Annotated in this window: 26 protein-coding genes; 10 read left to right on the forward strand and 16 right to left on the reverse strand. The window is 64.3% G+C overall.

Annotated elements, in window-relative coordinates:
• Window positions 1-77: 77 nt before the first annotated feature.
• Window positions 78-923 (forward strand): LysR family transcriptional regulator, encoded by an 846-nt coding sequence (locus tag AC1D1L_RS24155; RefSeq protein WP_477343943.1) that lies wholly within the window; start codon window positions 78-80, stop codon window positions 921-923.
• A gap of 45 nt (window positions 924-968) precedes the next feature.
• Here AC1D1L_RS24155 and AC1D1L_RS24160 read toward each other — a convergent pair whose 3' ends face one another.
• The 8 genes from AC1D1L_RS24160 to AC1D1L_RS24195 all read right to left on the reverse strand — a co-directional run bounded on the left by AC1D1L_RS24160 (window position 969) and on the right by AC1D1L_RS24195 (window position 7,475).
• Window positions 969-2,405 (reverse strand): MFS transporter, encoded by a 1,437-nt coding sequence (locus AC1D1L_RS24160; protein ID WP_477343944.1) that lies wholly within the window; start codon window positions 2,403-2,405, stop codon window positions 969-971.
• Window positions 2,406-2,762: 357 nt separating this feature from the next.
• Complete coding sequence (locus tag AC1D1L_RS24165) at window positions 2,763-3,242, reverse strand: DUF992 domain-containing protein (protein WP_436261302.1); 480 nt, start codon at window positions 3,240-3,242, stop codon at window positions 2,763-2,765.
• A gap of 90 nt (window positions 3,243-3,332) precedes the next feature.
• Window positions 3,333-3,806: a DUF992 domain-containing protein gene (locus AC1D1L_RS24170; RefSeq protein WP_112559213.1), complete on the reverse strand. Its 474-nt coding sequence runs from the start codon at window positions 3,804-3,806 to the stop codon at window positions 3,333-3,335.
• 141 nt (window positions 3,807-3,947) lie between these two features.
• Window positions 3,948-4,508 (reverse strand): DUF4274 domain-containing protein, encoded by a 561-nt coding sequence (locus AC1D1L_RS24175; protein WP_477343945.1) that lies wholly within the window; start codon window positions 4,506-4,508, stop codon window positions 3,948-3,950.
• A 163-nt stretch (window positions 4,509-4,671) separates the two neighbouring features.
• Window positions 4,672-5,526, reverse strand: a complete 855-nt coding sequence (locus tag AC1D1L_RS24180) for a tetratricopeptide repeat protein (protein ID WP_477343946.1) — start codon at window positions 5,524-5,526, stop codon at window positions 4,672-4,674.
• A gap of 209 nt (window positions 5,527-5,735) precedes the next feature.
• A complete protein-coding gene (gene rpsU / locus AC1D1L_RS24185; RefSeq protein WP_023671138.1) occupies window positions 5,736-6,014 on the reverse strand; it encodes a 30S ribosomal protein S21 in 279 nt (92 codons plus the stop codon).
• Between the two features lie 176 nt (window positions 6,015-6,190).
• Window positions 6,191-6,577 carry an SET domain-containing protein gene (locus AC1D1L_RS24190; protein ID WP_477343947.1) on the reverse strand — a complete coding sequence of 129 codons (387 nt, stop codon included), beginning with the start codon at window positions 6,575-6,577 and terminating at the stop codon, window positions 6,191-6,193.
• A 127-nt stretch (window positions 6,578-6,704) separates the two neighbouring features.
• A complete protein-coding gene (locus AC1D1L_RS24195; RefSeq protein ID WP_477343948.1) occupies window positions 6,705-7,475 on the reverse strand; it encodes an SDR family oxidoreductase in 771 nt (256 codons plus the stop codon).
• Between the two features lie 235 nt (window positions 7,476-7,710).
• Between AC1D1L_RS24195 and AC1D1L_RS24200 the strand changes: the two genes are divergently transcribed.
• The 5 genes from AC1D1L_RS24200 to AC1D1L_RS24220 all read left to right on the forward strand — a co-directional run bounded on the left by AC1D1L_RS24200 (window position 7,711) and on the right by AC1D1L_RS24220 (window position 13,182).
• A complete protein-coding gene (locus AC1D1L_RS24200) occupies window positions 7,711-8,964 on the forward strand; it encodes a sarcosine oxidase subunit beta (protein WP_436173424.1) in 1,254 nt (417 codons plus the stop codon).
• A gap of 63 nt (window positions 8,965-9,027) precedes the next feature.
• Window positions 9,028-9,324 carry a sarcosine oxidase subunit delta gene (locus tag AC1D1L_RS24205; RefSeq protein WP_477343949.1) on the forward strand — a complete coding sequence of 99 codons (297 nt, stop codon included), beginning with the start codon at window positions 9,028-9,030 and terminating at the stop codon, window positions 9,322-9,324.
• A complete protein-coding gene (locus tag AC1D1L_RS24210; RefSeq protein WP_477343950.1) occupies window positions 9,321-12,314 on the forward strand; it encodes a sarcosine oxidase subunit alpha in 2,994 nt (997 codons plus the stop codon). The genes AC1D1L_RS24205 and AC1D1L_RS24210 overlap by 4 nt, the downstream gene beginning before the upstream one ends.
• The gene (locus AC1D1L_RS24215) at window positions 12,307-12,879 is read left to right on the forward strand and encodes a sarcosine oxidase subunit gamma (protein ID WP_477343952.1); all 573 of its coding nucleotides are present in this window, start codon (window positions 12,307-12,309) and stop codon (window positions 12,877-12,879) included. The genes AC1D1L_RS24210 and AC1D1L_RS24215 overlap by 8 nt, the downstream gene beginning before the upstream one ends.
• A gap of 75 nt (window positions 12,880-12,954) precedes the next feature.
• Window positions 12,955-13,182 (forward strand): hypothetical protein, encoded by a 228-nt coding sequence (locus AC1D1L_RS24220; protein ID WP_477343953.1) that lies wholly within the window; start codon window positions 12,955-12,957, stop codon window positions 13,180-13,182.
• Between the two features lie 123 nt (window positions 13,183-13,305).
• Here the strand turns inward: AC1D1L_RS24220 and AC1D1L_RS24225 are convergent, their stop codons facing one another.
• The 6 genes from AC1D1L_RS24225 to AC1D1L_RS24250 form a co-directional block, all read right to left on the reverse strand.
• A complete protein-coding gene (locus AC1D1L_RS24225; RefSeq protein ID WP_477343955.1) occupies window positions 13,306-13,539 on the reverse strand; it encodes a DUF680 domain-containing protein in 234 nt (77 codons plus the stop codon).
• Window positions 13,540-13,733: 194 nt separating this feature from the next.
• On the reverse strand, window positions 13,734-14,378 hold the full coding sequence (locus tag AC1D1L_RS24230) for a TetR/AcrR family transcriptional regulator (protein WP_436261292.1): 645 nt from the start codon (window positions 14,376-14,378) through the stop codon (window positions 13,734-13,736).
• Between the two features lie 125 nt (window positions 14,379-14,503).
• Window positions 14,504-15,280 carry an SDR family NAD(P)-dependent oxidoreductase gene (locus AC1D1L_RS24235; RefSeq protein ID WP_477343956.1) on the reverse strand — a complete coding sequence of 259 codons (777 nt, stop codon included), beginning with the start codon at window positions 15,278-15,280 and terminating at the stop codon, window positions 14,504-14,506.
• 28 nt (window positions 15,281-15,308) lie between these two features.
• A complete protein-coding gene (locus AC1D1L_RS24240) occupies window positions 15,309-16,343 on the reverse strand; it encodes a phosphotransferase family protein (RefSeq protein ID WP_477343957.1) in 1,035 nt (344 codons plus the stop codon).
• Window positions 16,340-16,825 carry a MaoC family dehydratase gene (locus AC1D1L_RS24245; protein WP_477344032.1) on the reverse strand — a complete coding sequence of 162 codons (486 nt, stop codon included), beginning with the start codon at window positions 16,823-16,825 and terminating at the stop codon, window positions 16,340-16,342. The genes AC1D1L_RS24240 and AC1D1L_RS24245 overlap by 4 nt, the downstream gene beginning before the upstream one ends.
• Window positions 16,826-16,850: 25 nt before the next feature.
• A complete protein-coding gene (locus AC1D1L_RS24250; RefSeq protein WP_477343958.1) occupies window positions 16,851-17,666 on the reverse strand; it encodes an SDR family oxidoreductase in 816 nt (271 codons plus the stop codon).
• Between the two features lie 138 nt (window positions 17,667-17,804).
• On the opposite strand from AC1D1L_RS24250, the gene AC1D1L_RS24255 reads away from it, so the two are divergent.
• The 4 genes from AC1D1L_RS24255 to AC1D1L_RS24270 are packed head-to-tail and all read left to right on the forward strand — an operon-like array spanning window position 17,805 to window position 21,707.
• Window positions 17,805-18,446, forward strand: coding sequence for a TetR family transcriptional regulator (locus AC1D1L_RS24255; protein ID WP_477343959.1), 642 nt, complete (start codon window positions 17,805-17,807; stop codon window positions 18,444-18,446).
• Window positions 18,443-19,684, forward strand: a complete 1,242-nt coding sequence (locus AC1D1L_RS24260; protein ID WP_477343960.1) for an acyl-CoA dehydrogenase family protein — start codon at window positions 18,443-18,445, stop codon at window positions 19,682-19,684. The genes AC1D1L_RS24255 and AC1D1L_RS24260 overlap by 4 nt, the downstream gene beginning before the upstream one ends.
• A gap of 6 nt (window positions 19,685-19,690) precedes the next feature.
• Entirely contained in the window at window positions 19,691-20,659 is a 969-nt protein-coding gene (locus tag AC1D1L_RS24265) for an NADPH:quinone oxidoreductase family protein (protein WP_477343962.1), read from the forward strand.
• A gap of 10 nt (window positions 20,660-20,669) precedes the next feature.
• On the forward strand, window positions 20,670-21,707 hold the full coding sequence (locus AC1D1L_RS24270; RefSeq protein ID WP_477343963.1) for a zinc-binding dehydrogenase: 1,038 nt from the start codon (window positions 20,670-20,672) through the stop codon (window positions 21,705-21,707).
• A gap of 189 nt (window positions 21,708-21,896) precedes the next feature.
• Here the strand turns inward: AC1D1L_RS24270 and AC1D1L_RS24275 are convergent, their stop codons facing one another.
• Window positions 21,897-25,028, reverse strand: a complete 3,132-nt coding sequence (locus AC1D1L_RS24275) for an efflux RND transporter permease subunit (RefSeq protein ID WP_477343964.1) — start codon at window positions 25,026-25,028, stop codon at window positions 21,897-21,899.
• Window positions 25,025-26,188, reverse strand: coding sequence for an efflux RND transporter periplasmic adaptor subunit (locus AC1D1L_RS24280; protein ID WP_477343965.1), 1,164 nt, complete (start codon window positions 26,186-26,188; stop codon window positions 25,025-25,027). The genes AC1D1L_RS24275 and AC1D1L_RS24280 overlap by 4 nt, the downstream gene beginning before the upstream one ends.
• Window positions 26,189-26,304: the final 116 nt, after the last annotated feature.

Consider the following 26,304-nt stretch of genomic DNA (forward strand, 5'->3'; position numbering starts at 1 on the left):
ACCAGAGGAAAAAATAGCCGATGGCGCGGATACAGTAAAATTGATAGTAATCGGATTCCGATATCAATGGAATTGATATGCAGGCTCCACTCGACCTCAAGCTGCTGACGACCTTCGTGCGTGCGGCACATTCGGGAACACTGAGCGCGGTGGCCATACAGGTCGGGCGCACCCAGTCGGCCGTGACCATGCAGATACAACGGCTCGAGGAGGCACTGGGCCAAAACCTGTTTCATCGCAGCGGCAGCGGCGTGCGGCTGACCGGCAGCGGCGAGCGGTTCCTCGCCTATGCCGAGCGCCTGCTCAAAATCCATGATGAAGCGATCTCGGCGCTGTCCGAGAAGGGCCTGCACGGCTCGATCATTTTCGGTAGCCCCGAGGATTATCTGAGCGCCTTCTTTCCCGCCCTCCTGAAGAGTTTCGGCACGATGTATCCCGATGTCGAGATCAAGGTTGTCTCGGCGCCGACGGTCGAATTGCGGACGCTGCTCAACGCACGCCAGATCGACCTGGCACTGGTTTCGAATGCGCATGATGCACAAGGCGTGGTGCGCACGGAAAGTCTCGTCTGGGTCGGTAGCAAACCGGCGCTCGACCTCTACGATTTTGGCGACACCGTGCCGTTGGCGCTGTCGGCGTCGAACGCTGTCGACCACAGAGCGGCGTGCGAGGCCATGGTCCGCGCCGGGCTGCGCTACAAAATCGCCTACGCCAGCAACAGCCTTGCCGGGTTGATCGCGGTGGCGCGGTCGGGTCTCGCCGTCAGCGTGATGGCACAGGAGGCGGTGCCATCCGACCTGCATATTCTGCCGCTGCCGCCACTGCCGCGCCTTGGCATTCTGATTGCCTTTGCCGACACCGAGCGGTCGCCTGCGGTGGAGGCGTTTGCCAATCACATCCGCAGCGTTCTTCCGTCGCTTTGAGCGCTGGCCGGCCGGAGGCGACCGGCCAGTTTTCCGGCTGTGGCCTCAGCCTGCCGCCAATTGCGGCCGGCTTGCCGTCAAAGCCATCCTCAGCGCCGCCAGGCAGCCGACAATGCCGAGCGGCACGAAGGCGAGGAACAGCCAGCCGGCGACGCTGGCCGCCGCATCGCGGTTCAGCCCTGCGGAGAAGCCGCTGGCATTGGCGATGATGCCGGCGACGGCAGCGCCGACGGCGTAGCCGATGCGCTGCATGGTCGGCACGGCGGCCGAGGCAATCGTCTGCTCGCCATCGCGAGCCGAGGCGACGATGATCCGCGTCAGGAACGGCCAGGTGACGCCGAAGCCACCGCCTTGCAGCAGGGCGCAGACCAGGATCAGCGGGATCGACCCCGACGGGATCGAGTAAGCGAAACCGGCGAGGCCGGATGCAATCATCAGCGCGCCGATGACGATGATCTGCCGTTCGCGCTCCAGCGGCGCATTGGCGACGGCAATCGACAGGATCGACCAGGCGATCGATTCGGCGGCGATGATGTAGCCGGTGGTCAGGATCGGGATGCCGTGCAGCGTGGTCAGCAGCAGTGGCCCGTAGATCGAGAAGGAGACCGTCGCCACCGAAAAGGCGGCGACCACGGTCATGCCGCTGCCGACCGGCGACCGCCACGAAAACAGCTGTGAGGGGAACAGCCGCGAGCGCGGCTTCATGGCGTCGACGAATACGAACAGCGCCAGGCCGGCGAGGCCGAGGATGAGCAGCAGCGAGGAGCGCAGCAGGGCGACGTCGACGCCGGCGGTGGCGATCAGCACGACAGCGATGGCGAGACAGCCAAGTGCGGCATAGGGGAAGGGTGGCGAGGTGCCGGCGGCGGCTTGCGGCTTTGTCGCTTCCGGCGTGTTCAGCACGATGAAGCTCGCCAGCGCCATGGCGATGCCGCCGAGCACGAAGACGCCGAAGGCCCAGCGCCAGGACAGCAGCTCGACCATGATGGCGCCGAGCATCGGGCCGCTGAAGGCGGCGACGCCCCAGATCGCCGACATGATGCCGAACAGCTGCGGCCAAATCCTACGGTCGAACAGCCGCTCGACCGAGACGAAGGCCAGCGACACCAGCGCGCCGCCGCCGAGACCCTCGACCAGGCGGCCGGCGAGAAACACCGGCATGGATGGCGCGGTGGCGCAGATCAGCGCGCCGGCGGCATAGAGCAGAGCGGCGACCGTGACGTTGGAGCGCAGCGCGACATAGCTGACCATGCGCCCCGCGGCAGCACCGGCGACGATGGCGCCCAGTTCGTAGACCGCCAGCGACCAGCCGACGAACTGAACGCCGGCGAGGTCGCCTACCATGGCCGGCATGACGGTTGCCACCATCGTCTCGTTGGTGGCGTGCAGCAGGATGCCGAGGCTGATGAAGCAGAAGCGCGCGAGGTCGCCGCTTTCCCACAATGCCCGCCAGTCGACTTTGTTGCTGGTGATGTCAGTCATCATTCCTACCCTGCCTTGCATATCTCGATGTCGGCGCATGGCACCAGAAGCCAGCAAGGGTTTCCGGCGGGGCCATGCGCGCTGTTTCAGTCAGGGCAGGCTTGTAAAACCTCAACCATGGTTGAGTTCAAGCGGCTTTTTTCGCCCTCACTTCGTCATCCCAGGGCGGAGCGTCGCGAAGCGGCGCGCAGACCCTGGGATCCATGCCGCGACCGCCGTGAAGGGCACAGCGGTGCAGAATTCTGCACCGTGGCGGTGCTCGAGAGTCCCGGCATGGATCCTCGGGTCTGCGCCGCGTCGCTACGCTCCTTGCTTCGCCCGTGGATGACGAAGCGATGGGCGCCCTCATCACTGCAATCAGTTCTCGGTGCTGCGCAGCTGGAACTGGCTGACGCCGATGGCGATGTTGATGCCGGTCTGGGTCTGCAGGCTGAGCGGCTGCAAGGTGAAGGCCTGCGAGGAACCGCCGACCAGCAGATTGGCGCCGGCGCCGACCGCCGCCGTCACTTCGGCGCTGGCGCCGACATAGTCGCCAGCCAGCGCCCCCGGGGCATAAATGTTCTTCAGCGGCGTCAGCACCAGCCACTGCATGACGGTCTGCTTGGTGGTGCCGATGTCGAGCCCGTATTTGTTGACGGCGCCGAAATAGGCTTCCGGCGAAAAGCTCTTGTCGGCCGGGGTGAAGGTGCAGCTCAGATCCTTGCTGGAGCCGAAGATGAAGCCGGTGCCGCCGCCTATGGCGCAATCGAGCACGCCGAGTTCTATGCCCTGGTCCTGCGCTTGAGCCTGTTCTGCCCAGGCAATGGCGATGATGGCGGCGGCGATGGTCTTCAGCACGGCGGTTCCCCCCAAAAAGCATACGGCGCGAAACAGTATCCTGTTCCGCGCCGCACGTAGAGGGATCAGTCGATCCTTATTTGCCGATACTTACTTGAACGAGTGGATCAGCTCCAGCGAGGTCACCGCCACCGCCACATTGACGCCGGTCTGCGCCTGGACGCTGAGCGGCTCCAGCACAAAGGCGCCGTCCAGCCCGCCGACCAGCAGATTGGCACCGCCGCCGGTCACGACGCTCGCCTCGGCGTTGACGCCGTAATAATGGCCGGCAAGGTCGCCCCCGTCATGGCTGCGGGTGGCGGCCAGAACAGCCCACACCAACTGGCCCTGATGCGTCTGGCCGAGATCGACGCCGAGCTTGGAGATCATCCCCGTGTATTTCTCGGACGGCCCATGGTGGTAGGGGCGGAAGGTGCAGTCGACGCCCTTGTTCGACGTGACGACGTAACCGACGCCACCGTCGATGGTGCAATCGAGCGTGCCGAGTTGAAGCTTGCCGGCGCTGGCGGGAACGGCAAACAGCGTCGTGGCGAGCGCTGCGGCGCAGCCGAGTTTCTTGATCATGGGTCAGTCCTTTCGAAAAATTGCCTTCAACAACGGTTGAACGGCCCGGAGCGTTCCGCTGAAAACTTGGCGCGATCAAGGCAAGGGTTAACGCTTTGCCCCTCGGTGGTTAAGATTGAGTGATGGCGTGTCGGCCAGAGCTCAGTGGCGCCACAGGCGCCCGAGCGCCGACCAGGCCTTGTCCAGCGGGCCTGGGTCCGGCAAATCGACCAGCACCGTGCCGTGGAAATCCTCGGGATAGCGCCGGTAGAAGTCGATGTCGTTGACGGGCCGCCGTCCGCGAAGGCCGCGGCGCATGTCGGGATGCGGCTTCAGCGGGGAGTGGGCCAGCTGCCCCGCCTTCTCAGCCAGCTCTTCAAAATCCTGCTCTATGAAATCATCCACGTCGAAGGCGATTTTCGACCTGATATAGCCATTGGTGTTGATGCGATGCGCGATGAACTTCAGCATCTTCCACACCGGGGCGTCGCTGTTGTCCGTTCCGTCATTCTCCACGGCCAGGATGAGGTAGTAGGCCGGCTGGCCCAGCCAGAACATGGTCAACGCCGTGGCCTTGTCGCATTGCGGCTGGCGCGCGATCCAGAACAGAGGGTCGATGTCGCAATCCCGGTTGAAGTCGAGGACGGCCCGGTGCCAATCGTCGGGAGAGGCAGTTTCAAGCCAGGCGATCTGTCGCTGGATCTGGAGTTCGTTGTCATCCATCGCGGTGCCGTTCCGATGTCGCGGTCGCTTCTCGGCTTCCATTCTGGCACGCAAAGATTGCGATTTTGCTGCGCGGGCCGCTTTGCGGCGACCTGCACAGGGAAGGGAACACTGTTGGATAAAACGTTGCGGGCGACGACTCGCGCGGCGAACCGGCTGGTTATCAGCCGGCGGTGGCGGTGGCGGTGCGCGACAGGCCGTCCTTGGCCGGCTGGTAGGTCGGGTCGAGGTGAACCGCTTCGCGGTAGGCCTTCGACGCCTTGACCTTGTCGCCGCGGCGCTCGTAGATCAGCGCCTGATTGGACCATGCCTCGGCGTTCTTGCCGTCGAGCTTGATGGCCATGTTGAAGTCGGAGAAAGCGTTGTCCTCGTCATTCATGGCGAGATAGGACAGGCCGCGGCCGTTATAAGGTTCGGCGGCATCGGGCGCCAGCGAGATGGCGGTCGAGAAATCCTCGATGGCAAATTTGTGCTGGCCTTGGCTCTGATAGATCAGGCCGCGATTGTGGTAGGCGCGGGCATCCGTCGTGTCGAGCTGGATCGCCTTCTGGAAATCGTTGAAGGCCTGCTGGGTCTGGCCAGCCTTGCGATAGAGATTGCCGCGGCCGATGTAGGCGGCGTCGTAATTGCCGTTGATCTGGATCGAGCGGTTGTAGTCGGCAAGGGCGGCGGCCTGGTTGCCGAGGAAGCGCTGGATCAGCGCCCGGTTCGAATAGGCCTGGTAGAAATTCGGATTGAGCTGGATGGCGGTGTCGAAGTCCTTCAGCGCCGCCTGGTACTGGCCGCCACGGCCATAGGCCGAGCCGCGCACATTGTAGCCTTCCGGATCCTGCGGATTGCGCTGGATGACCGCCGACAGCGAGGAAATGTTCTCAGTCGAGCCCTGCGCCTTGTCGATGTTGTTGAATTCACCGGTCGGGACGCTCTGGCAGCTGGCAAGCACCAGGCCGGAGAGCAAGGCTGCCGTCAGGGCGAAACCGCGCATTGTGGTTCTGCGCTCTACGCTGATTGCGTTCATGTTTGCCCTGTCCTCACTTCAGTCGCGTCGCTCAGTCCAGGTCCCCCTCCGGGCCGGGTCCACAGATTGTCGTAACAAAATCTAGAGCGTCGTTTGCGCGTTCAAGGGAACGCCCTCTAACAAAAAGGCGGCGCTCTAAACAAAAAGGTGGCGGCGATTCCGCATCGCGCCACCTCAAATTATCCTTCGAAAAGGACGAAAAATTGGCGTCAGAACCGCGGCGGGCGCGGAGCACCACCAGGACCACCGGCGGCGCCGGCAGCAACCGGGCGCGGCGTCATCGGCAGCAGGCCTTCGCGCTGAGCGCGCTTGCGGGCCAGCTTGCGGGCGCGGCGAACGGCTTCAGCCTTTTCACGGGCGCGCTTCTCGGAAGGCTTCTCGTAGTGGCCGCGCATCTTCATTTCGCGGAAAATGCCTTCGCGCTGCATCTTCTTCTTGAGAGCGCGAAGCGCCTGATCAACGTTATTGTCGCGGACGAGTACCTGCACGGGCAATCCTGTCTTTCGGGTTTGATATCAACAGGCAAGCGGCCATAGCCACATGCCTCCGCGGCGATTTACACCACGAATTGTGGCGGCTGATAGCAGAATCAGTCCGTGCTGTCCACACTCGAAATGAAGGACAACCGCCAATTTGCCACGGTCGCCCCAAGATAAGGCGCCAACTAGGCGCTGGCCAGATGAAGCCGGGCGAAATCCTCGAAGAATTCGCCGTAGTCGCAGGTAATTTCCTCGCCGGCTGATATATCGCGGGTGGCGGTGGCGCCGCCATATTGCGAAAAATCCGTGTTCGGCCGCTCGGCGTGGTTCATGAAGCGGCCATTGTCGACCTCATAGACCATGAAGCCGGGACGGTCCGGGCTCGGATAGCCGTAGCGGTCGAGCAATTCCCTGAGATGCGGCGGGGCCGCTTCGTATCTGTCCATCGGGATCAGTCGGTCGAAATCCGGATCGAGCCGCCAGATCTGGGCGCCCTTCCTGATCGGCTCGGCGGCGAACACGCCGACGCCTTCGATTGCACTCTGGGCGACATAGGTTCTGATCAGCATCATGGTTCCAGGACCTGTTTGGCAAGAAGACCCGTTTCGACAAAAACGGAATCGCCAAATCGGGTCGAAAAAGCAAGACCGGTTTGAGGCTCTATGGCTGATCAGCGCGGGGCGATGACCGCGAAATGCTTCACGTCCGGGTGATCGAGACGCCGCCATCGGCAAACAGCGCCGATCCGGTGGTGAAGCTTGAGGCGTCCGAAGCCAGGAAGAGCGCCGCGCGGGCGATTTCTTGCGGTTGCGCCATGCGCTTCAGCGCGTGCAGGCCTTCGACGAAAGCCAGCACTTCAGGGCCGGCACCCGGTGCGTTGGTGATGCTTGCCGGCGTGTCGGTGCCGCCCGGCACCAGCGCATTGACCCGCACTCCTTTGGCGCCGTATTCGGCGGCCAGGACCTGCGTCAGCCCGATCAGCCCGGCCTTGCTGGCGGCATAGCTGGTCATGCCGGGCATGCCGACCGTGTGGCCGACGAAAGTGGAGGTGAAGATCAGCGACCCGCCACCACGTTCGACCATGGCCGGCACCTGATATTTGGCGCCGAGAAAGGCGCTGGTCAGATTGGCATCGAGCGTCTCGCGCCAGCCCTTGAGCGACAGTTCCGAAATCGGACCCATTGGGCCGACGGCGCCGACATTGTTGAAGGCGATATCGAGCCCACCGAATTTTTCGGCAGCCAGATCGACAAGGGCTTTTGCATAGGCTTCGTCGGTGACGTCGCCGGCAAGCGCGATTGCCGTGCCGTCGGCCTCCTCGATCTCGCCGACCAGCGCCTCGAGCTCAGCCTGGCGGCGGGCAGCGACAACAACCCTGGCGCCTTCCTCGGCAAAGAGTTTTGCCGTAGCGCGGCCGATGCCGGAACTGGCGCCAGTGACAATGGCGATCTTATTGGCGAGTGCGAACATTTTCTGCATCCTTTTTCTTCGCCAGCAGCGCCGGCTATTGGGATGGTGATCGCAGGCTGGGGCGGCGCGAGCCACCCGATACGTGCGAAGCCTGCCGAGACCTCTTTTCCACCACGGCGCAAAACGGCAAGCGCCGTCGCAAACAGCGCAAGGGTGGAAGCGCTGTTTCGCTAGTGATACACCTCGCGCGCCGGGTCCGAGTGGATGCCCTGCCGCCATTTGCGAGGCTGGAACGTTGAAAAAATATTCGGTATTCGCCATCGCCCGCGAGGCCATGCGCGGCCACAAGGGCTGGGAGGAACAATGGTCCTCGCCGGAGCCGAAGAAGGAATACGACGTCATCATCGTCGGCGCCGGCGGCCATGGCCTTGCCACCGCCTACTACCTCGCCACCGTGCACGGCATCACCAATGTCGCGGTGCTGGAAAAGGGCTGGCTCGGCGGCGGCAACACCGGCCGCAACACCACCATCATCCGCTCCAACTATCTCTATGACGAGAGCGCGGGCATTTACGACCATGCGCTTAAGCTGTGGGATGGGCTCTCCCAGGAGCTCAACTACAACGTCATGTATTCGGCGCGCGGCGTCATGATGCTGGCGCACAATGTGCACGATATCCAGGTGCTCAAGCGCCATGTGCATGCCAACCGGCTCAACGGCATCGACAATGAATGGCTGACGCCGGAGCAGGCCAAGGAATTCTGCCCGCCGCTGAACATTTCCAAGCAGGCGCGGTATCCGGTGGTGGGTGCCGCCCTGCAGCGCCGCGGCGGCACGGCGCGCCACGATGCAGTCGCCTGGGGTTATGCGCGCGGCGCCTCGGCACGCGGTGTCCACATCATCCAGAACTGCGAGGTCACCGGGGTCAAGCGCGCCGCCAATGGCGCGGTCATGGGCGTCGACACCACGCGCGGCTTCATCGGCGCCAAGAAGGTCGGCGTGGTGGCTGCCGGCCATTCCTCCGTGATCATGAACATGGCCGGCGTGCGCATGCCGCTGGAAAGCTATCCGCTGCAGGCACTGGTGTCGGAGCCGGTCAAGCCGGTGGTGCCCTGCGTGGTGATGTCGAACACGGTGCACGCCTACATCTCGCAGTCCGACAAGGGCGAGCTGGTGATCGGCGCCGGCACCGACCAGTATGTCTCCTATTCGCAGACCGGCGGCCTGCACATCCTGCAGCATACGCTGGACGCCATCTGCGAGATGTTCCCGATCTTCACGCGCATGAAGATGCTGCGCTCTTGGGGCGGCATCGTCGACGTCACGCCCGACCGTTCGCCGATCCTGGCCAAGACGCCGGTGCCCGGCCTCTACGTCAATTGCGGCTGGGGTACGGGCGGCTTCAAGGCGACACCGGGTTCGGGCCATGTCTTTGCCCACACCATCGCCAAGGACGATCCACACCCGATCAACGCGCCCTTCACCATCGAGCGCTTCCGCACCGGCCGCCTCATCGACGAGGCAGCGGCGGCGGCGGTGGCGCACTGATGGCTGCCATGAGGCTTTGCGACCAACCGGCCATCGGCCACGGCGAATTTTAGGACCAAACAGATGCTTCTCATCCGCTGCCCCTATTGCGAGGAAGAGCGCCCGGAGCTCGAGTTCCGCAACGCCGGCGAGGCGCACATTGCGCGCTCGGCCAACATGGCGGGCGAGAGCGACGGCGACTTCGAAAAGTTCTTCTTCATCCGCTCGAACCCCAAGGGCATCATCTATGAGCGCTGGCGCCACATCCATGGCTGCGCGCGTTTCTTCAACGCGGTGCGCGACACCGTCACCGACAAGTTCGTCATGACTTACAAAGCCGGCGAGCCGAAGCCGTCCAAGCTTCCGGGAGCTGTGAAATGAGCGGCGCCTTCCGTATCCCGAGGGCCGGCCGCCTCAGCCAGGCCAAGACCGCGCGCTTCTCCTTCGACGGCCAGTCCTATACCGGCATAGAGGGCGACACGCTGGCCTCGGCGCTGCTGGCCAATGGCGTCCATCTCGTCGGCCGCTCGTTCAAATATCACCGTCCCCGTGGCTTCCTGTCGGCTGGCGCGGAAGAGCCCAATGCGCTGGTTCAGGTCGAGCGCGATGCGGCGCGCAAGGCGCCGAACATCCGCGCAACCGTGCAGGAGCTCTATGACGGGCTCGTTGCCCAATCGCAGAATCGCTGGCCCTCGCTTGCCTTCGATATCGGCGCGGTCAACGACATTGCGTCGCCGCTGTTTTCGGCCGGTTTCTACTACAAGACCTTCATGTGGCCGAAGGCGGCCTGGAAGAGCCTGTATGAGCCGAAGATCCGCGCCGCGGCCGGTCTTGGCGTTTCGCCTGACAAGCCCGATCCCGATCATTATTCGTCGCGCTATGCGCATTGCGATGTGCTGGTGCTGGGCGGCGGTGCCGCCGGCATCACGGCCGCTCTGGCTGCGGCTGAAACCGGCGCCCGCGTCATCCTCGCCGACGAGCAGGCGGATTTCGGCGGCAGCCTGCGCTTCGAGACCGGCGCGAAGATCGATGGCCAGGACGGCTATGCCTGGGCGCAAGCGGCGATCGCGAAGCTCAAGGGCATGGACAATGTCCGTGTGCTCTCCCGCACCACGGCGTTCGGCTACTACGCGCAGAATTTCGTCGGCCTGGTCGAGCGCGTCAGCGACCATCTGCAAAGCCCTGGCCACGATCTGCCGCGCGAGCGGCTGTGGCAGGTCCGCGCCAAGCGCGTGGTGCTGGCGACCGGCTCCATCGAACGCCACATGGTGTTTGCCGACAATGACCGGCCCGGCATCATGCTGGCCTCGGCTGCGCGCATCTATCTCAATCATTATGGCGTGGCGGTCGGCAACAATGTCGGCGTCTACACCGCCAATGACTCGGCTTATGCGGCGGCGATCGACCTGAAGAAGGCCGGCGTCAACATCGCGGCGATCGTCGATTTACGTGACCATCCGACCGGGCCGGTCATCGACGAGGCGAGGGCGCTCGGCATCGAGGTCAATTTCGGCCGTGCGGTGATCCGGGCCGGCGGCAAATTGCGCGTGACGTCGATGACCGTACAGCCGAAGAATGGCGGCGGCGAGCGCACCATTCCCGTTGACGCGATCCTGATGTCGGCCGGCTGGACGCCATCGGTGCATCTCTTCTCGCAGTCGCGCGGCAAGGTCGCCTTTAACGACGAGACCAAGCGCTTCGTGCCCGGAATTTATGCGCAGGATTGCATCTCGGTCGGCGCCTGCAACGGCACGGACGGGCTGTCGGCAAGCATCGACGAGGCCTATGCGGCCGGGGTCAAGGCGGCGAAGGACGCCGGGGCGAAAACCGCGAAGGGTACGAAGCCAAAGGTCGATGCGTCGGAAAGCTGGTCGCGCGGCATGCTGGGGGCTGCGCCCGGCGCCGGGCCGGAGAAGACGGTCAAGGCCTTCGTCGATTTCCAGAACGACGTTACCGCCAAGGACATCCGCCAGGCGGTGCATGAAGGCATGCGTTCGATCGAGCACGTCAAACGCTTCACCACCAACGGCATGGCGACCGACCAGGGCAAGACCTCCAACATGCACGGCCTGGCGATTGCCGCCGAGACGTTAGGCAAGCCGATCCCGGAGGTCGGCCTGACCACCTTCCGCGCGCCGTACACGCCGGTGACCTTTGGCGCGATCGTCAGCCATGCGCGCGGGCCGCTGTTCGACCCGACGCGCAAGACCGCGATCCATCCTTGGGCCGAAGCGCAAGGCGCGGTGTTCGAGGATGTCGGCCAGTGGAAGCGCGCCTGGTATTTCCCTAGGGGCGGCGAGGACATGCATGCGGCGGTCGACCGCGAATGCGTCGCGGTGCGCACCAATGCCGGCCTGTTCGACGCCTCGACGCTAGGCAAGATCGAAGTCGTTGGGCCGGATGCGGCCAAGTTCATGGAGCTTCTCTACACCAATCCGTGGGAAAAGCTGGAACCCGGCCGCTGCCGCTATGGCATCATGCTGCGCGAGGACGGTTTCATCTATGATGACGGCGTCGTCGGTCGCTTGGCGCCGGACCGTTTCCATGTCACGACGACGACGGGCGGTGCGCCGCGCGTCATGAACCATATGGAGGATTATCTCCAGACCGAATTCCCGCATCTGAATGTCTGGCTGACCTCGATCACCGAGCAGTGGGCGGTCATCGCGGTGCAGGGGCCGAAGTCGCGCGACATCATCGCGCCGCTGGTCGAAGGCATCGATATGTCCGATGAGGCGCTGCCGCACATGTCGGTGCGCGAAGGCAAGATCTGCGGCGTGCCGACCAGGCTGTTCCGCATGTCGTTCACGGGCGAGCGCGGCTTCGAGGTCAATGTGCCGGCCGACTACGGCCAGGCCGTCTGGGAAGCGCTGTGGGCCGAGGGCCAGAAGCATGGTGCGGCCGCCTATGGCACCGAGGCCATGCACGTGCTGCGCGCCGAAAAGGGCTACATCATCGTTGGCCAGGACACAGACGGCACGGTGACGCCGAACGATGCCGGGCTCGACTGGGCGGTCGGCAAGAAGAAGACCGACTTCGTTGGTATCAGAGGCCTGACGCGGTCCGACCTCGTCGCCAAAGGTCGCAAGCAACTGGTCGGGTTGAAAACCAAGGACCCGAAGGTGGTGCTGGAGGAAGGCGCGCAGATCGTCGCCGATCCCAAACAGGCGATCCCGATGAAGATGATCGGCCACGTCACCTCGAGCTACTGGTCGCAAAATTGCGGCCGCTCGATCGCGTTGGCGCTGGTCGCCGGCGGTCGCGACCGGATGGGCGAGACGCTTTACGTGCCGATGCCGAACGAGGTGATCGAAGTGGAGGTTACCGGCATGGTGTTCTTCGACGAGACGGGAGGGCGCCTCAATGGCTAAGGCTGCTGCGAAAACCAGTGCATCTTCGGCTGAGCGCCGTCCGGCACAGGCCGGGCGCAGTGTGTCGGCGAAGAACGTGAAGGTCGAGGTACTGCCACCGGCGGAGCGCATGTCACTTCGCGCGCCGGAGGCTTCCATTGCAGCGCTGTCGAAGGCGCTCGGGCTGACCTTGCCGAAGGGTCCGAAGACCTCGGCTTCGAAGGCCGGCCGCATGGCGCTGTGGCTCGGGCCGGACGAATGGTTTCTGATCGATGAGGCCGGCAAGGACCTGCTCGCCGACTGCGCCAAGGTGACCGCGCTGCATTCGGCGGTCGGCATTTCGCACCGCAACGTCGCCTTCGCCGTCACCGGCCCGGCAGCAGCCGCTGCGATCAATGCCGGCTGCCCGCAGGATCTGTCGCTCGAGGCCTTTCCGGTTGGCGCGGCGTCGCGCACCATTCTCGGCAAGTGCGAAATCGTGCTGCTGCGCACGGCAGCCGACGCCTTCCGGGTCGAGTGCTGGCGTTCTTTCTCCGACTATGTCTTTACTTTCCTGTCGGAGGCAGCCAGCGACGCGGCGGCGTAGAGCAATCCTTTTGGATTGCTCCGGGAACGTCGGCACGCGCGCTCGTTCTGCTTGCGCTGTCGAGGGAGAATGCCGATGCCGTCGAAATCCGCGCCGAAGTCAGCCAGGAAAACCGCCGCGGTCCGCTCACTCGAACGTGAACAGCACCACGAGGTGAGTGCCGAAGAGGAACTCGAGGAAGGTCTCGAGGACACGTTCCCGGCCAGCGATCCGGTGTCGATCACCGCGACCTCCATCTCCGGCGCGCCGGCAAGACCCGGCAAGGCCAAGAGGGTGCCGGGACGCAAACCGCGCAAGAAATAATCTCTCCGCTGCGCCCAGGCTTGAGCAAGGAAAACCCCCGGCCTGCGCCGAGGAAAAACGGGCGGCCGGGATTATCCTGCCGCCCTTAGCCGTTGTGCTGTTCGGTGGTCGGGCTCGATCTCCTCAGAACGCGCTCGGCACGATCCACGGGTTGATCTCGATGCCGAGGCGCGGGCCCTTGGCCTTGACGTCGGACTTTTCGACCGAACCGGTCACGCTGCAATCGAGCTTGGCATGGGTCGTGGCGTCGACGCAGGTCGCGGCCGGAGCCTGCTTGGGCGAAACATTGTTGCTGGCGGCGAAGGCCGAGCCCGAGAGCGCCAGCACGGTGGCGAGGGCGAGAAGGGTCTTGTTCATGTCAGTCTCCAACGGGTAAATTGTTTTCGTACATGTACGATACAGTGTACACATACGTCCGAGGAAACTGGTTTTCAAGTAGAAAAACGTACACGTACGACAATTTTTTTGAACGCCGAAAATTGCGGCTGACTGACACAGCCGAAGCTGTCAGGCCGGACGTTCAATTGAAGGGGCGGGGGATACCCAGGTGCTCAGCAGTTGACCGGGGTCTTGGTCAGCGGTGGCACGTCCTGCGTGGTGAGCGAGGCAAGGGTGGAATCGCACATCCGGTTGACGAAAGCCTGCGGATCGCCAAAGGGGTAGAACGGAAAGGTGATCAGCAACGAAATGGTGCCGTGGCCGACCGCCCACAGCATGGTGGCGATGGCGCGCGCATCGCCGTGCAATTTGCCGGCGGCGACGCAAGCCTCGACCCTTGAGATCAGCGCTTTCATCGCCGGGTTGCCCTCCTCCATGTCCTCATAGCTTCTGCCCTCCGGCAGCTTGGTCTTTTCGGTCATGAAGACGGTACGGTATTCGTTGGGGTTGCCTAGCCCGAAGGCGGCATACTCGGTCATCACCGCCTTCAGCGCCTCGATCGGGTCGTCGGAGGGATGTGCCTCGATGTTGCGGGCAAGTGTTTCGAACGCATCCTCGGCCAGCGCAAACAGGATGTCCTGCTTGTCGGCGAAGTAGGAATAGACCGACATCGGGGCATAGCCGACCCGGTTGGCCAGCTTACGGATCGTCAGGCCTTCATAGCCCTCTTCCTTGACAAGCTTGTGGGCTGCGTCGAGCAGCTCGGAACGCAGTTCGGCCTTTTGTTTCTCGCGGCGTTTCTGGACGCTCAGCGGCACGTGAGTCTGCCTTCATGTGGTGGGGTGTTGGCTAAATTATATACGCTGTACGAAAACGGACAAGGGCGTCGTAGGTTCCCCCGCGGCAATGGTTACCAAATCTTGGGTTGCCCAAATCGTGGCTATCAAATTGCGCCGACGCCGCCGTCCACGGCCAGCGTGTGGCCGGTCATGAAGGAATTGGCGGGGTCAGCGGCAAACAGGATGGCGGTCACGACCTCGTCCACTTCGGCCACCCGTTTCATCGGCATGCCGCGCGTCAACTCGGCTAGCGCTTCGGCTTCCGGCGCGCCGGAGATGCGCACGAAGCTGTCGACCATGGCTGTGCGGGTGTGCGCCGGGCAGACGGCGTTGATGCGTATGCCCTTGGTGGCGTATTCGGCGGCTGCCGACTTGGTCAGCCCGACGACGCCATGCTTGGCGGCGGCATAGACCGACAGTTTCGGCGCGCCCACCAGCCCGGCAACCGAGGCGATGTTGACGACGGCCCCGCCTTTCCCGTCCGATTTGAACTGCCGTTCCATCTGCGGGATCTGGTGCTTCATGGCATAGAAAACGCCGAGCAGGTCGATCTCCAGCACGCGGCGCGCCTCGTCGGAGGCGACTTGCGGCAGGCGCACGAAACTCTGGACGATGCCGGCATTGTTGATGGCGACATCCAGCCGGCCGAATTTCTCCGCCGCCAGTTTCACCAGGTCCTCCGACAGTTTTTCGTCCGCTATGTTGCCAGCAAGGATAGCTGTTTCGGCCTGCAGCGAGCCGGCAAGTTCGGCCAGCGCCTTTTCGTCGATGTCGGACAACACCAGGCGGGCGCCTTCAGCGGCAAAGCCCATGGCTGCACCGCGGCCGAGGCCGCCTGCGGCCCCGGTGATCAGCACGGTCGCTCCGTCAAAACGGCCCATTGCGTCTCCACTGTGTCTCATTGTCGATTCAGGTTCGATCGATCAGCTTGGCGGCAAGATGCGACAGCAGCTTCACTGCCTCGCCATAAGTCTTTGCCTTTTCGGGATTGGAGGCGTTGCCGTCGAGCGCCCGTTTGTAGACGCCTTGGCAGATGGCCGCCAAACGGAAGAAGGAGAAGGCAAGGAAGAAGCTCCAATTGTCGATGCCTGCCAGCCCTCGCCGTCGGCAATAGGCGGCGACATAGGCTTCCTCGGAGGGCAGGCCCAGCGCGGCGCGGTCAATACCGCCAAGGCCGCGAAAGCCCGACGCATGCGGCAGGCGCCATTGCATGCACTGGTAGGCGAGGTCGGCGAAGGGGTGGCCGAGTGTCGACAGTTCCCAGTCGAGCACCGCCAGCACCTTTGGCTCGCTGGCTGCAAAGATCATGTTGTCCAGCCGGTAGTCGCCATGCACCAGCGAAACACGGCCGTCATCGGCCGGCATATGCGTCTCCAGCCAGGCGATCAGCCGGTCCATGTCGTCGACGGTGCCGGTCTCCGAGGCGCGATATTGGCTGGTCCAGCGGCCCAGCTGGCGTTCGAAGTAATTGCCGGGCTTGCCGAAATCGCCGAGCCCGACGGCCTCGACATCGACGTCGTGCAGCGCCGCCAGCGTGGCGTTCATGGCGTCGTACAGGGCGGCGCGCCCTTCATTGCCGCCGGCTTCTGGCACTGCCGGGTCCCAGAAGATGCGGCCGTCGAGGAACTCCATGACGTAGAACATGCGGCCGATCGGCGAGTCCTCGCCCGACAGATGCAGCATCCGGGGCACCGGTACAGCGGTGCCAGCAAGCGCCTTCATCACGGTGAATTCGCGGTCGACCTGGTGCGCGGATTTCAGCAACTGGCCCGGCGGCTTGGCGCGCAGCACATAGCGGCCGCTGGCCGCGGTCAGCAGATAGGTCGGGTTCGACTGGCCGGATTTGAATTTTTCGATTGCGGAAAGCCCGGCAAAACCGGGAATGAGCGCCTCGAGATAGGGCGCAAGTGCTGTCTGATCGAGCGCGTTGGCGTCGCCGCTCATGCGGTCTCCGGCTCACGCTCGATCAATGTCAGCGTCAGCCAGCGTGCGGTCAGCGCCGGCTTCTTCGAGCCCTCGATCTCGATCGTCACGTCATGCGCCGTCTGCACCCAGCCGGAGGGCCGGACCTTGACGTCGGCCAGCACGAAACGGGTGCGGATGCGCGAACCGGTCTTCACCGGCGCCAGGAAGCGCAGCGAATCGAAGCCGTGGTTGACGCCCATCTTGCCCTTTTCCAGCGGCGGCATGGTCTCGAAGGTCATCGCCGAGAGCAGCGACAGCGACAGAAAGCCATGCGCGATGGTGCCGCCGAACGGCGTCTCGCGCTTTGCCCGCTCGGGGTCGCAATGGATGAACTGGTGGTCGTCGGTGGCGTCGGCGAACTGGTCGATCATGGTCTGGGAGACCACGCGCCAAGGGGAAACGCCGACTTCCTTGCCGACGCTGGCCAAAAGCACATCGAGACTGATCGGTTCCACAGCGATTCCTCCACTTGCCGCCGACCGCGGCTCATTCCTTGAACAGTGTCAGCCCATGCTGCACCGACTGCCCGCCGTCGATCGGCAGGATGGCGCCAGTGACATAGGAGCCGGCACGGCTGCACAAATAGAGCGTTGCGCCGCCAATGTCATCCGCCACGCCGATACGGCCGATGGGGACATGGCTGCCGACATGTCTGGCCTTTTCCTCGGTGCCGGTGGCAAAGGCGGTCATGCGGCTCTGGAAAGGGCCAGGAGCGAAGGCATTGACGGTGATGCGCCGCGCCGCGAGCTCGATCGCCAGTGTACGGGTCAGATGGTGAACGGCGCCCTTGGACGCCGTGTATGAGTACGCATCGTCGGCAAGCGGCTGTGTGCCCATCACCGAGCCAAGGTTGATGACGCGGGCCGGATCGGCGTCGCTGGCCGCGGCGTCGAGCAGCGGCAGCAATTCGCGCGTCAGGTGGAAGACAGCGGTGACGTTGACGGCAAACACCTTGGCCCAGCCGTGGTAGGGAAAATCCTCGAGCGAGGCGCCCCAGGATATGCCGGCATTGTTGACGAGGATGTGCAGCTTGTCGGTGCGCGCCTTGACCTCGGCGACCAGCGCGGCAATGCCGGCCTCGGTGGAGACGTCACCGGCGAAGCCTTCGGCGCGGCCGGAGGCGCCGAGCCCGTTCAACTCTGCCGCGACCTTGATGCAATCCTCGCCCTTGCGCGAAGCGATCATCACGGTGGCGCCGGCCTGGACCAGGGCGGTCGCAACCATGCGGCCGATGCCGGTCGCGGCTCCGGTCACCAGCGCGGTCTTGCCAGTCACCGAGAACAGCTCGTCGAGATAGCTCATCGATCCTCCCTGCGGGAACGTCGCCTCTTTGGGCGGTTGCCGCATTGACAACATACCCGGTAGTATGTTCAACTTTTGGGCGCTCGTAAAGGCCTCAATTCCCGCATCGTTGCGGAAAGCAGGCGGAGGCGAAATCCGATGCTCAGCGTCGAAGTTCCACTGCTGGACCGCCCGCGCGCCGACATACTGCGCGCCGCCGCCATCTGTTTCATGCAGCGTGGTTATGCGGCAAGTTCCATCGACGACGTGGCGCGCAGCCTCGGCTCGACCAAGGGCCGCATCTACCATCACTATCCGTCCAAGGCCGATCTGTTCGCCGACGTGTTTCGCGCCGGCATGGACATGAATTTTGCGGCAATAGAGCCCGTGCGTACGCAGCCCGGCCCGGCGATTGGACGCTGGCGCAAGATGGCTGCCATCCATTGCGGCCAGATGATCCGCACCAAGCCGTTCCAGCGTGTCGTGTGGGAAGGCGTCGAGCTTTACCTGCGCGGCGCAACCACGCCCGAACAGCGCGAGGAATTTACCCGGCTGATGCAGTCGCGCGACGCTTACGGCCGCATTTTTCGCGAGGCCATCGCCGCAGCGCGCGACGAAGGCGACATGCGCTTCGGCACGATCGGCATTGCCGAACAGCTGATGTTCCTGACGCTCAACTCGCCGCTGTTCTGGTACACGCCGCGCCCGACTGAGACGGACGAGGATATCGAGGCAATTGTCGACGAGGTCGTCGCTTTCGCGGCGCGTGGCCTGGGCGCGGCTGAGGAGTACACACGATGAGCGATATGACTCTCGGCATGACCGAGCGGCTGAAGCCGATCCACGCCCGCGTCGCCGCCATGGTGCGCGACGAGATCATGCCGCTCGACCATGAATTTTTGAGCGAGGTCGGCAAAGGCGGCGACCGCTGGGTCTACACCGCGCTGCAGACCGAGATTCTCGAAGGGCTGAAGAACAAGGCTAAGGAGCGCGGCCTATGGAATTTCTGGCTGACCGGTTCCGAGCGCGGTTATGGGCTTTCGACGGTCGAATATGCCTATCTGGCCGAGGAGATGGGCAAGGCGCATCTCGGTGCTGAAACCTTCAACTGCTCGGCGCCCGACACCGGCAACATGGAGGTGTTGGAGCGCTATGGCTCGGAGGACCACAAGAAGGCATGGCTGGAGCCGCTGCTCGGAGGCAAGATCCGCTCGGCCTATCTGATGACCGAGCCGGATGTCGCTTCCTCCGACGCCACCAACATTGCCATGCGCTGCGAAAAGCAGGGCGACGACTATGTGCTGAACGGTGAGAAATGGTGGGCGTCCGGCGCCGGCGATCCGCGCTGCGCCATCTATGTCGTCATGGTGCGGACCGGCGGCGAGAGCGAGCCGCAGCACCGACGGCATTCGATGATCCTGGTGCCGTCCAACACCAAGGGCGTGACCAAGCTTCGGCCCATGCAGGTCTATGGCGACGACGACGCGCCGCATGGCCACATGCATCTTCGCTTCGACAATGTCAGGGTGCCGGTGGGAAACCTGATCCTTGGCGAGGGCAGGGGGTTCGAGATCGCGCAAGGCCGGCTCGGCCCCGGCCGCATCCACCACTGCATGCGCGCCATCGGCCAGTCTGAGATGGCACTCGAAATGCTGTGCCAGCGCTCCGTCCGCCGCGAAGCCTTCGGCCAGCCCTTGGCGAAGCTCGGCGCCAATTTCGACATCATCGCCGAATGCCGCATGGAGATCGAGATGGCGCGGCTGCTCTGCCTCAAGGCAGCGTGGATGATTGATCAGGGCGATGCGCGCGCGGCGGCGCCCTGGATCAGCCAGATCAAGGTCATTGCACCGCGCGTCGCGCTCAAGGTCACCGACGAGGCCGTGCAGATGTTCGGCGCGCAAGGCATCAGCCAGGACACGCCGCTGGCGCGTTCGTGGACACATCTGCGAACCCTGCGGCTGGCCGACGGGCCGGACGCCGTGCATCGCCGGCAAGTGGCGCGCACCGAACTCAGGAAATACACGCAGGAAAAGGTGTGAGGGGGCATGAAAGCCATCATCGCCCGCGATTTCGCGCCGCTCGACCAGCTTGTCTATGGCGACTGGCCGGAGCCGGAGGCCAAGGGCAATACGGTCGTCATCGAGGCCGAGGCGATCGGCGTCAACTATCCCGATGGCTTGCTCGTCCAGGGCCTCTACCAGATGAAACCGCCACTGCCCTTCGTGCCCGGCATGGAGGTCGCGGGACGGGTGGTCGCGGTCGGGCCAGGGGTCAAATCGGTCAAGATCGGCGACCGGGTCGCCGCGCTCTCGACCCATGGCAGCTATGCCGAACGGGTGGGTGCTGCCGAACCGTTCGTCATGCCTTTGCCGCCCGATATGCCTGCCGCTGACGCCTGCGCGCTGCTGGCCGGCTACGGCACGTCGCATTATGCGCTAAAGCAGCGCAGCGCGCTCAGGGAAGGCGAGACGCTCTGCGTGCTGGGTGCGGCCGGCGCAACCGGCATCGCCGCCATCCAGATCGGCAAGGCGCTTGGCGCGCGCGTCATCGGCGTCGCCTCGTCGGAGGAAAAACGCCGCATTGCCGCCGAAGCTGGCGCCGACATTGCGCTCGGCTACGACAATCTGAAAGAAGCGCTGAAAGAGGTCACCGGCAGCAAGGGCGTCGATGTCGGCTTCGATCCGGTCGGTGGCGAAACCTTCGACGTGCTCGCTCGCTCGATGGCGTGGAGCGGCCGCCTGCTGGTCATCGGCTTTGCCTCCGGCGCCATCCCGCAATTCCCCGTCAACCTGGCGCTGGTCAAGGGCTTTTCGGTCGTCGGCGTGTTCTGGGGCGCGTTCACGGCCAAGGAGCCGCGTGTCTACGCCGACAATATGAAGGAGCTTGTCGGCTGGTATCTCGCCGGCAAGGTCCGGCCGGTGATCGAAGGCACGTATCCGCTGGCCGACGCCGCCGCTGTGCTGACACGCGTGCTCGGCCGCGGCTCTTCCGGCAAGCTCATTCTCAAACCGTAAGGAGCCCGCCATGGCGATCCCCTCAGAAATGAAAGCGCTGCTGCTGACAGGCGACGGCTACACCAGGACGCCTACCGGCACGGTGCTGGAGGCGATGGAGCCTTATCTCCAGCCGGGCAGCATCGGCGTGCCGACGCCCGGACCGAGCCAGGTGCTGATCAAGGTCAGTCTCGCCTCGATCAACCCGTCCGATGTCATGTTCATCAAGGGCCAGTACGGCCAGCCGCGCGCCAAGGGCCAGCCGGCCGGGTTCGAGGGTGTCGGCACCATTGTTGCCACGGGCGATGAGCCTTATCCCAAGAGCCTGGCCGGAAAGCGCGTCGCCTTTGCCACCGGCGTCACCAATTGGGGCGCCTGGGCCGAATACGCGGTCGCGGAAGCCGCTGTCTGCATCCCGCTCCTCGACACGGTCCGCGACGAGGACGGTGCGGCGTTGATCGTCAACCCGCTGACTGCGATCGCCATGTTCGACATCGTTAAAGAGGCCGGCGAAAAGGCCTTCATCATGACCGCCGGCGCCAGTCAGCTGTGCAAGCTGATCGCGGGCCTCGCCAAGGAGGCGGGGTATCGGCCGATCGTCACCGTGCGCCGCGACGAGCAGATACCGCTGCTGAAACAGATTGGCGCTACCCATGTGCTCAACGAGAAGGCGCCGGACTTCAAGGTGGCGCTGCGCGAGGTGGTCAAGACCGAGCAGCCGCGCATCTTCCTCGATGCGGTGACCGGGCCACTGGCCTCGACCATTTTCGACGCCATGCCGAAGCGCGCGCGCTGGATCATCTATGGGCGACTCGACCCCGACACCACTGTCATCCGTGAGCCCGGCCAGCTGATCTTCCAGCATAAGCACATTGAGGGCTTCTGGCTGGTCGAATGGATGCGCCAGTTCCGCGACAAGCGCGGCCCGGCCATCATGGAAGCGCAGAAGCGCTTTTCCGACGGCCGCTGGTCGACGGATGTGACGGCGGTGCTGCCGCTGGACGAAGCGATGGCGAAGGTGCCGGCGGAACTCGCCAAGCCGAACGGGAAGGTGTTTATACGGCCGTGACGGCACCCCTTCCTTCTCCCCGTTCTACGGGGAGAAGGTGGCCCGAAGGGCCGGATGAGGGGCGGCGCCGACGTCAGTGACTGGCTTTGCAGCTGCGGTCTGTCCAAGGCGACAACCTCGAAACTCCGCGCTGCCCCTCACCTGCCTGCCGGCATCCTCTCCCCGTAAACGGGGCGAGGAGGGCTAATCTCACTCCGCCGGCTCGATGTTGGTGTAGGCAGCTTCCTCGAGTTCGCGCTTCAGCCTCGCTTCCTCATGCGTCTTGGGCGTCACGAAGCGGCCGAGCAGGAGGTAGGCGACCGGGGTCAGGAACAGCGTTGAGACCGTGGCGAGGCCCAGCCCGCCGACGATCACCCAGCCAAGCGCGATGCGTGCCTCGGCACCGGCGCCGGCGGCCAGCACCAGCGGCACGCCGCCAAGGATGGTGCAGATCATCGTCATCATCACCGGACGCAGGCGGATGATCGAGGCCTGCTCGATCGCCTCGCGCACACCCAGCCCACGGTCGAGCAACTGGTTGGCGAATTCGACGATGAGGATGCCGTTCTTGGCCATGACGCCGACCAAAAGCACCAGGCCGATCTGGCTGTAGGCGTTGAGGCTGGTACCTGACAAAAGCAACGCAAAGATCGCGCAGGCGAGGCCGAGCGGCACCGTCGCCATGATGATGACGGCGCTGACAAAGCTTTCGAACTGGGCGGCAAGCACCAGCAGGATGATGACCAGCGCGAAGCCGAAAATGGTGACCATGGCGCTGTTGGTCTCGCCAAGCGTCGCGGCCTCGGCCAGCGGCAGGATGCGGCTGCCTGGCGGCAGCAGCGGCGTGGCGATCTGCTCGGCGACACCGAGCGCATCGCCGAGTGCGAAATTGCCGTTCAGATTGGAGGTGATCGCCACCGAAGGCTGCTGCTGTTCGCGCGTCAGCGACGGCGGCACGGCGCGTTCGGTCAGCGTGGCGATGGTCGACATCGGCACGAAGCGGCCGTCGGCAGTTTTCAGGAAGATGTTTTCCAGATCGGTTGGATCGTTGATCGGGTTGGTGGTCGAAACCAGCTTCACGCCATAGCTGCGGTCGGCGATGTAGACGTCGACGACATCATTGCCGTCGAGCATCGCCTGCAGCGTGTTGGCAAGCCCGGTGATGTCGATGCCGAGATCGGAGGCGCGCTCGCGGTCGATGGCCACCGCCAGTTGCGGCTGCGTCGGGTCGACGGAAAGGCGCGGGTTCTGGAAGCGCGGGTCTGCCTGCATCTGCGCGATGATCTTTACCGCCGCGTCGCCCAGCGCCTTGCGGTCATTGCCGATCAGCGCGAATTGCAGGCCGTTGCCGGCGCCTCTGATACCGAGGCTGTTGGCCTGCACCGGGAAGATGCGCACGGATGGCACCTGCCGGGTCAGCTGGGTGATCTCGGCCATGATCTCGTGCTGGCTGCGCGCGCGTTCGTCCCACGGCGCCAGTGTCATCACCATGAAGCCTGAGTTGTAGGCGCCGTTCTGGCCGGCGCTTTCGAAGGTCGAGACGATCTCGCCGGAATCGCGCAGCGGCTGGATCAGCCGCTCGATCTTCTGCATCTGCTGCGCGGTGTAATCGAGGCTGACGCCTTGCGGCGCGTTGATGCGCAGAAGCACGACGGCGCGGTCCTCGCTCGGCGTCAGTTCCTGGCGGATGGTGCCGAACAAGGTGAAGGCGGTGGCGGCGAACAGCACCGCGACCAGAAGCACGATCCACGGTGCGCCGAGGCAGGCATGCAGGCCGCGCTTGTAGGCTGAATTCAGCGCGCCGCCGATGCGCGCGCCAATGCCATGGCCGCCTTCGTGGTGGAGCGATGCGCCGGTCAGCATGCGCGACGCCAGCATCGGACACAGTGTCAGCGCTACCACGCAGGAGAGCAGCACCGACATAGCGAGCACGAAGCCGAATTCGCGGAACAGGCCGCCGGTCTGTCCGGGCAGGAAGGAGATCGGCACGAAGACGGCGACCAGCGTCAATGTCGTGGCGATGACGGCAAAAAACACTTCCTGGGTGCCGAGCACTGCCGCCGCACGCGGCCCCATGCCTTCATTGCGCCGTCGCACGATGTTTTCCAAGACGACGATGGCGTCGTCGACGACGAGGCCCGTCGCCAGCACCAGCGCCAGCAAGGTCAGGATGTTGATCGAGAAGCCGGCGAGATAGATCGCGGCGATGATGCCGATCATGGCGACCGGCATCGACAGACCGGGGATCAGCGTCGCGCGCCAGTCGAGCAGGAAGACGTAGATGACGATCAGCACCATCGAGATCGACAGGCCGAGCGCGATCTCGACCTCGTGCACGGCGCCGTTGACGAAGACGGCGTCGTCGCTGGTGATCTTGATCGACATGCCCTTGGGCAGGTTTTCCTGCAGCGTGGCGACGGCCGCCTTCACGCCGGTGGAAATATCCAGCGTGTTCGATTCCGCCTGGCGGATGATGCCAAGGCCGATGCCGGTCTTGCCGTCGGAGCGCAATGAGGTCTGGCCGATGTCGGGGCCGAGCGTGACGGTGGCGACGTCGTGGATGCGCGTCGTGCCGCCGATGATGATGTTTTCGAACTCTTCCGGCGTCGTCACATCGGCTGTGGTGCGAACGATCAAGTCCTGGTTGGTGGTGGTGATCGAACCGGCCGGCGAATCGAAGGCCACAGAGCCAAGTGCCGCCCTCAAATCGGCGACGGTGAAGCCTAGGCTCGCCAGCTTGTTCTGGTCGACATCGATGCGGAAGATCTTGTCGCGATCGCCATAGACCTGGACGTCGGCGACGCCCGGAACGGCGGCCAGCTCGTCCTCGATCTGGTCCTGGACGATCACCGTCATGTCCTGCACCGACATGCTATCGGAGGTGACGGCCAGCCGCATCACCGGATCGGAGTTGGCGTCGGCCTTGACGATGCGCGGCGGATCGGCGGTGTCCGGTATCTGGTTGGCGACACGGCCGACGGCGTCGCGCACATCGGAGGCCGCGACGTTCAGATCGACGCCGTCATTGAACTCGATGGTGACGCGGCTCTGGCCGAAGGACGAGGTCGACGAGATCGACTTGACGCCGGAGACACGCGCTACCGCGCCCTCGATCGTGTCGGTCAGCTCACGGTCGACCGTTTCGGCGGCAGCACCCTCGAACGCCGTCGACACGGTGACGACGGCGCGGTCGACATCGGGCAGTTCGCGGACCTCGACGCCGTAGAAGGCGGCAAGGCCGGCCACCGCGATCAGCGTGTTGAGCACGAAGGCCATGACCGGCCTGCGGATGAAGAGCGCGGTGAAGCCGGTTTCGCTGGCGGCGTTGGCGGTTCCGGTCATGAGCCTTCGGCGGCGTTGGCGGCGCGCTGGGCCTGGCCAGCTATGCGGACCTCGCCGCCTTCGCTGACGCTCTGGGTGCCTTCGGTGACCACCATGTCGCCATCCTCGATCTCGGCATCGATCAGCACGGTCTCGGTGTTGCGCTGGATGATGCGCACGGGAACGCGCCTGGCCTTGCCATCCTCGACCTGCCAGACATAGGCGCCGTCGGAGCCCCACAGGATCGCCAGCGGGCTGACCGCCGGATAGGTGTCGCCGGCAAAGCGCATGGTGATGCCGAACGACATGCCGGCGCGCAGCGAATCCGCCGGGTTGGCGATCGCCGCCTTGACCAGAAGGGTGCGGCTCTTTTCGTCGATATGGTTGTCGATGGCCGACACCGTGCCGGTATAGGCTTTGCTCGGATTGGCGATCGGTGTCGCCGTCAGCTGCGCGCCGACCTTGACGGCGGCGGCGAAGCGCTCGGGCACCAGGAACTCGACCAGGATGGAAGAGCGATCGTCGAGCGTGGCGATCGCCGACTGACTGGTCACGTAATTGCCGGCCGATATCGGCAGGATGCCGACCGTGCCGGCGATGGGTGCTACGATCGAGCGGCGCTGCAAGGCGAGTTCGGCATCGCTGAGCGCCAGTTTAGCGCCGGCAAGCACCACTTCGGCATCGGCGACGGCAACAGGTGTCGCGGCATTGGAGGCCCTCAGTGATTTCACCCGCTCGAGTTTGGCCTGGGCATCCTGCAAAGCGAGCTTGGCGCGATCCTGCGCGATCACCTCGGTTTCGGAATCGAGGACGGCGATGATCTGTCCCTTGTCGACACGGGTGCCGGACTGGACGAGAAATTCAACGAGACGGCCTGAGCTGTAAGGGTTGACTATCACCGAAGCGTTGGCGCGGCCTGTTCCGATCGCCTGCAAGCGATCGTTGATGGTTGCGGTGCCCGCCGGCAAGACAACGACATTTGCCCCCCGGCCGGCGGCGTTGCGGCCGCCTGCCTGTTTCGTCGTGTCGACCGCTCCGGTCGTGGCGGGTGCCGAGGCATAGGCCCAGTCGATGCCCCAGCGTGCCAGAACCTCCGGCGCGCCCGTAAAGAAGCGCGCCCAGGCGAGGACAGCCGCGACCAGGATCACAAGCGCAAAAACGATCTGTTTCCAGGCGGCCATCGGCACTCCGGTAGGCAAAATCGACCGGTTCCCCAAGCAAAAAACGCGCAGCGACGCACCCGGCATGTGCGAAGCCACGGCAATATCATGGCTTTATGGCAATTCTGCCGCGGCCA

This window comes from Mesorhizobium sp. P2_D6 (assembly GCF_056404315.1).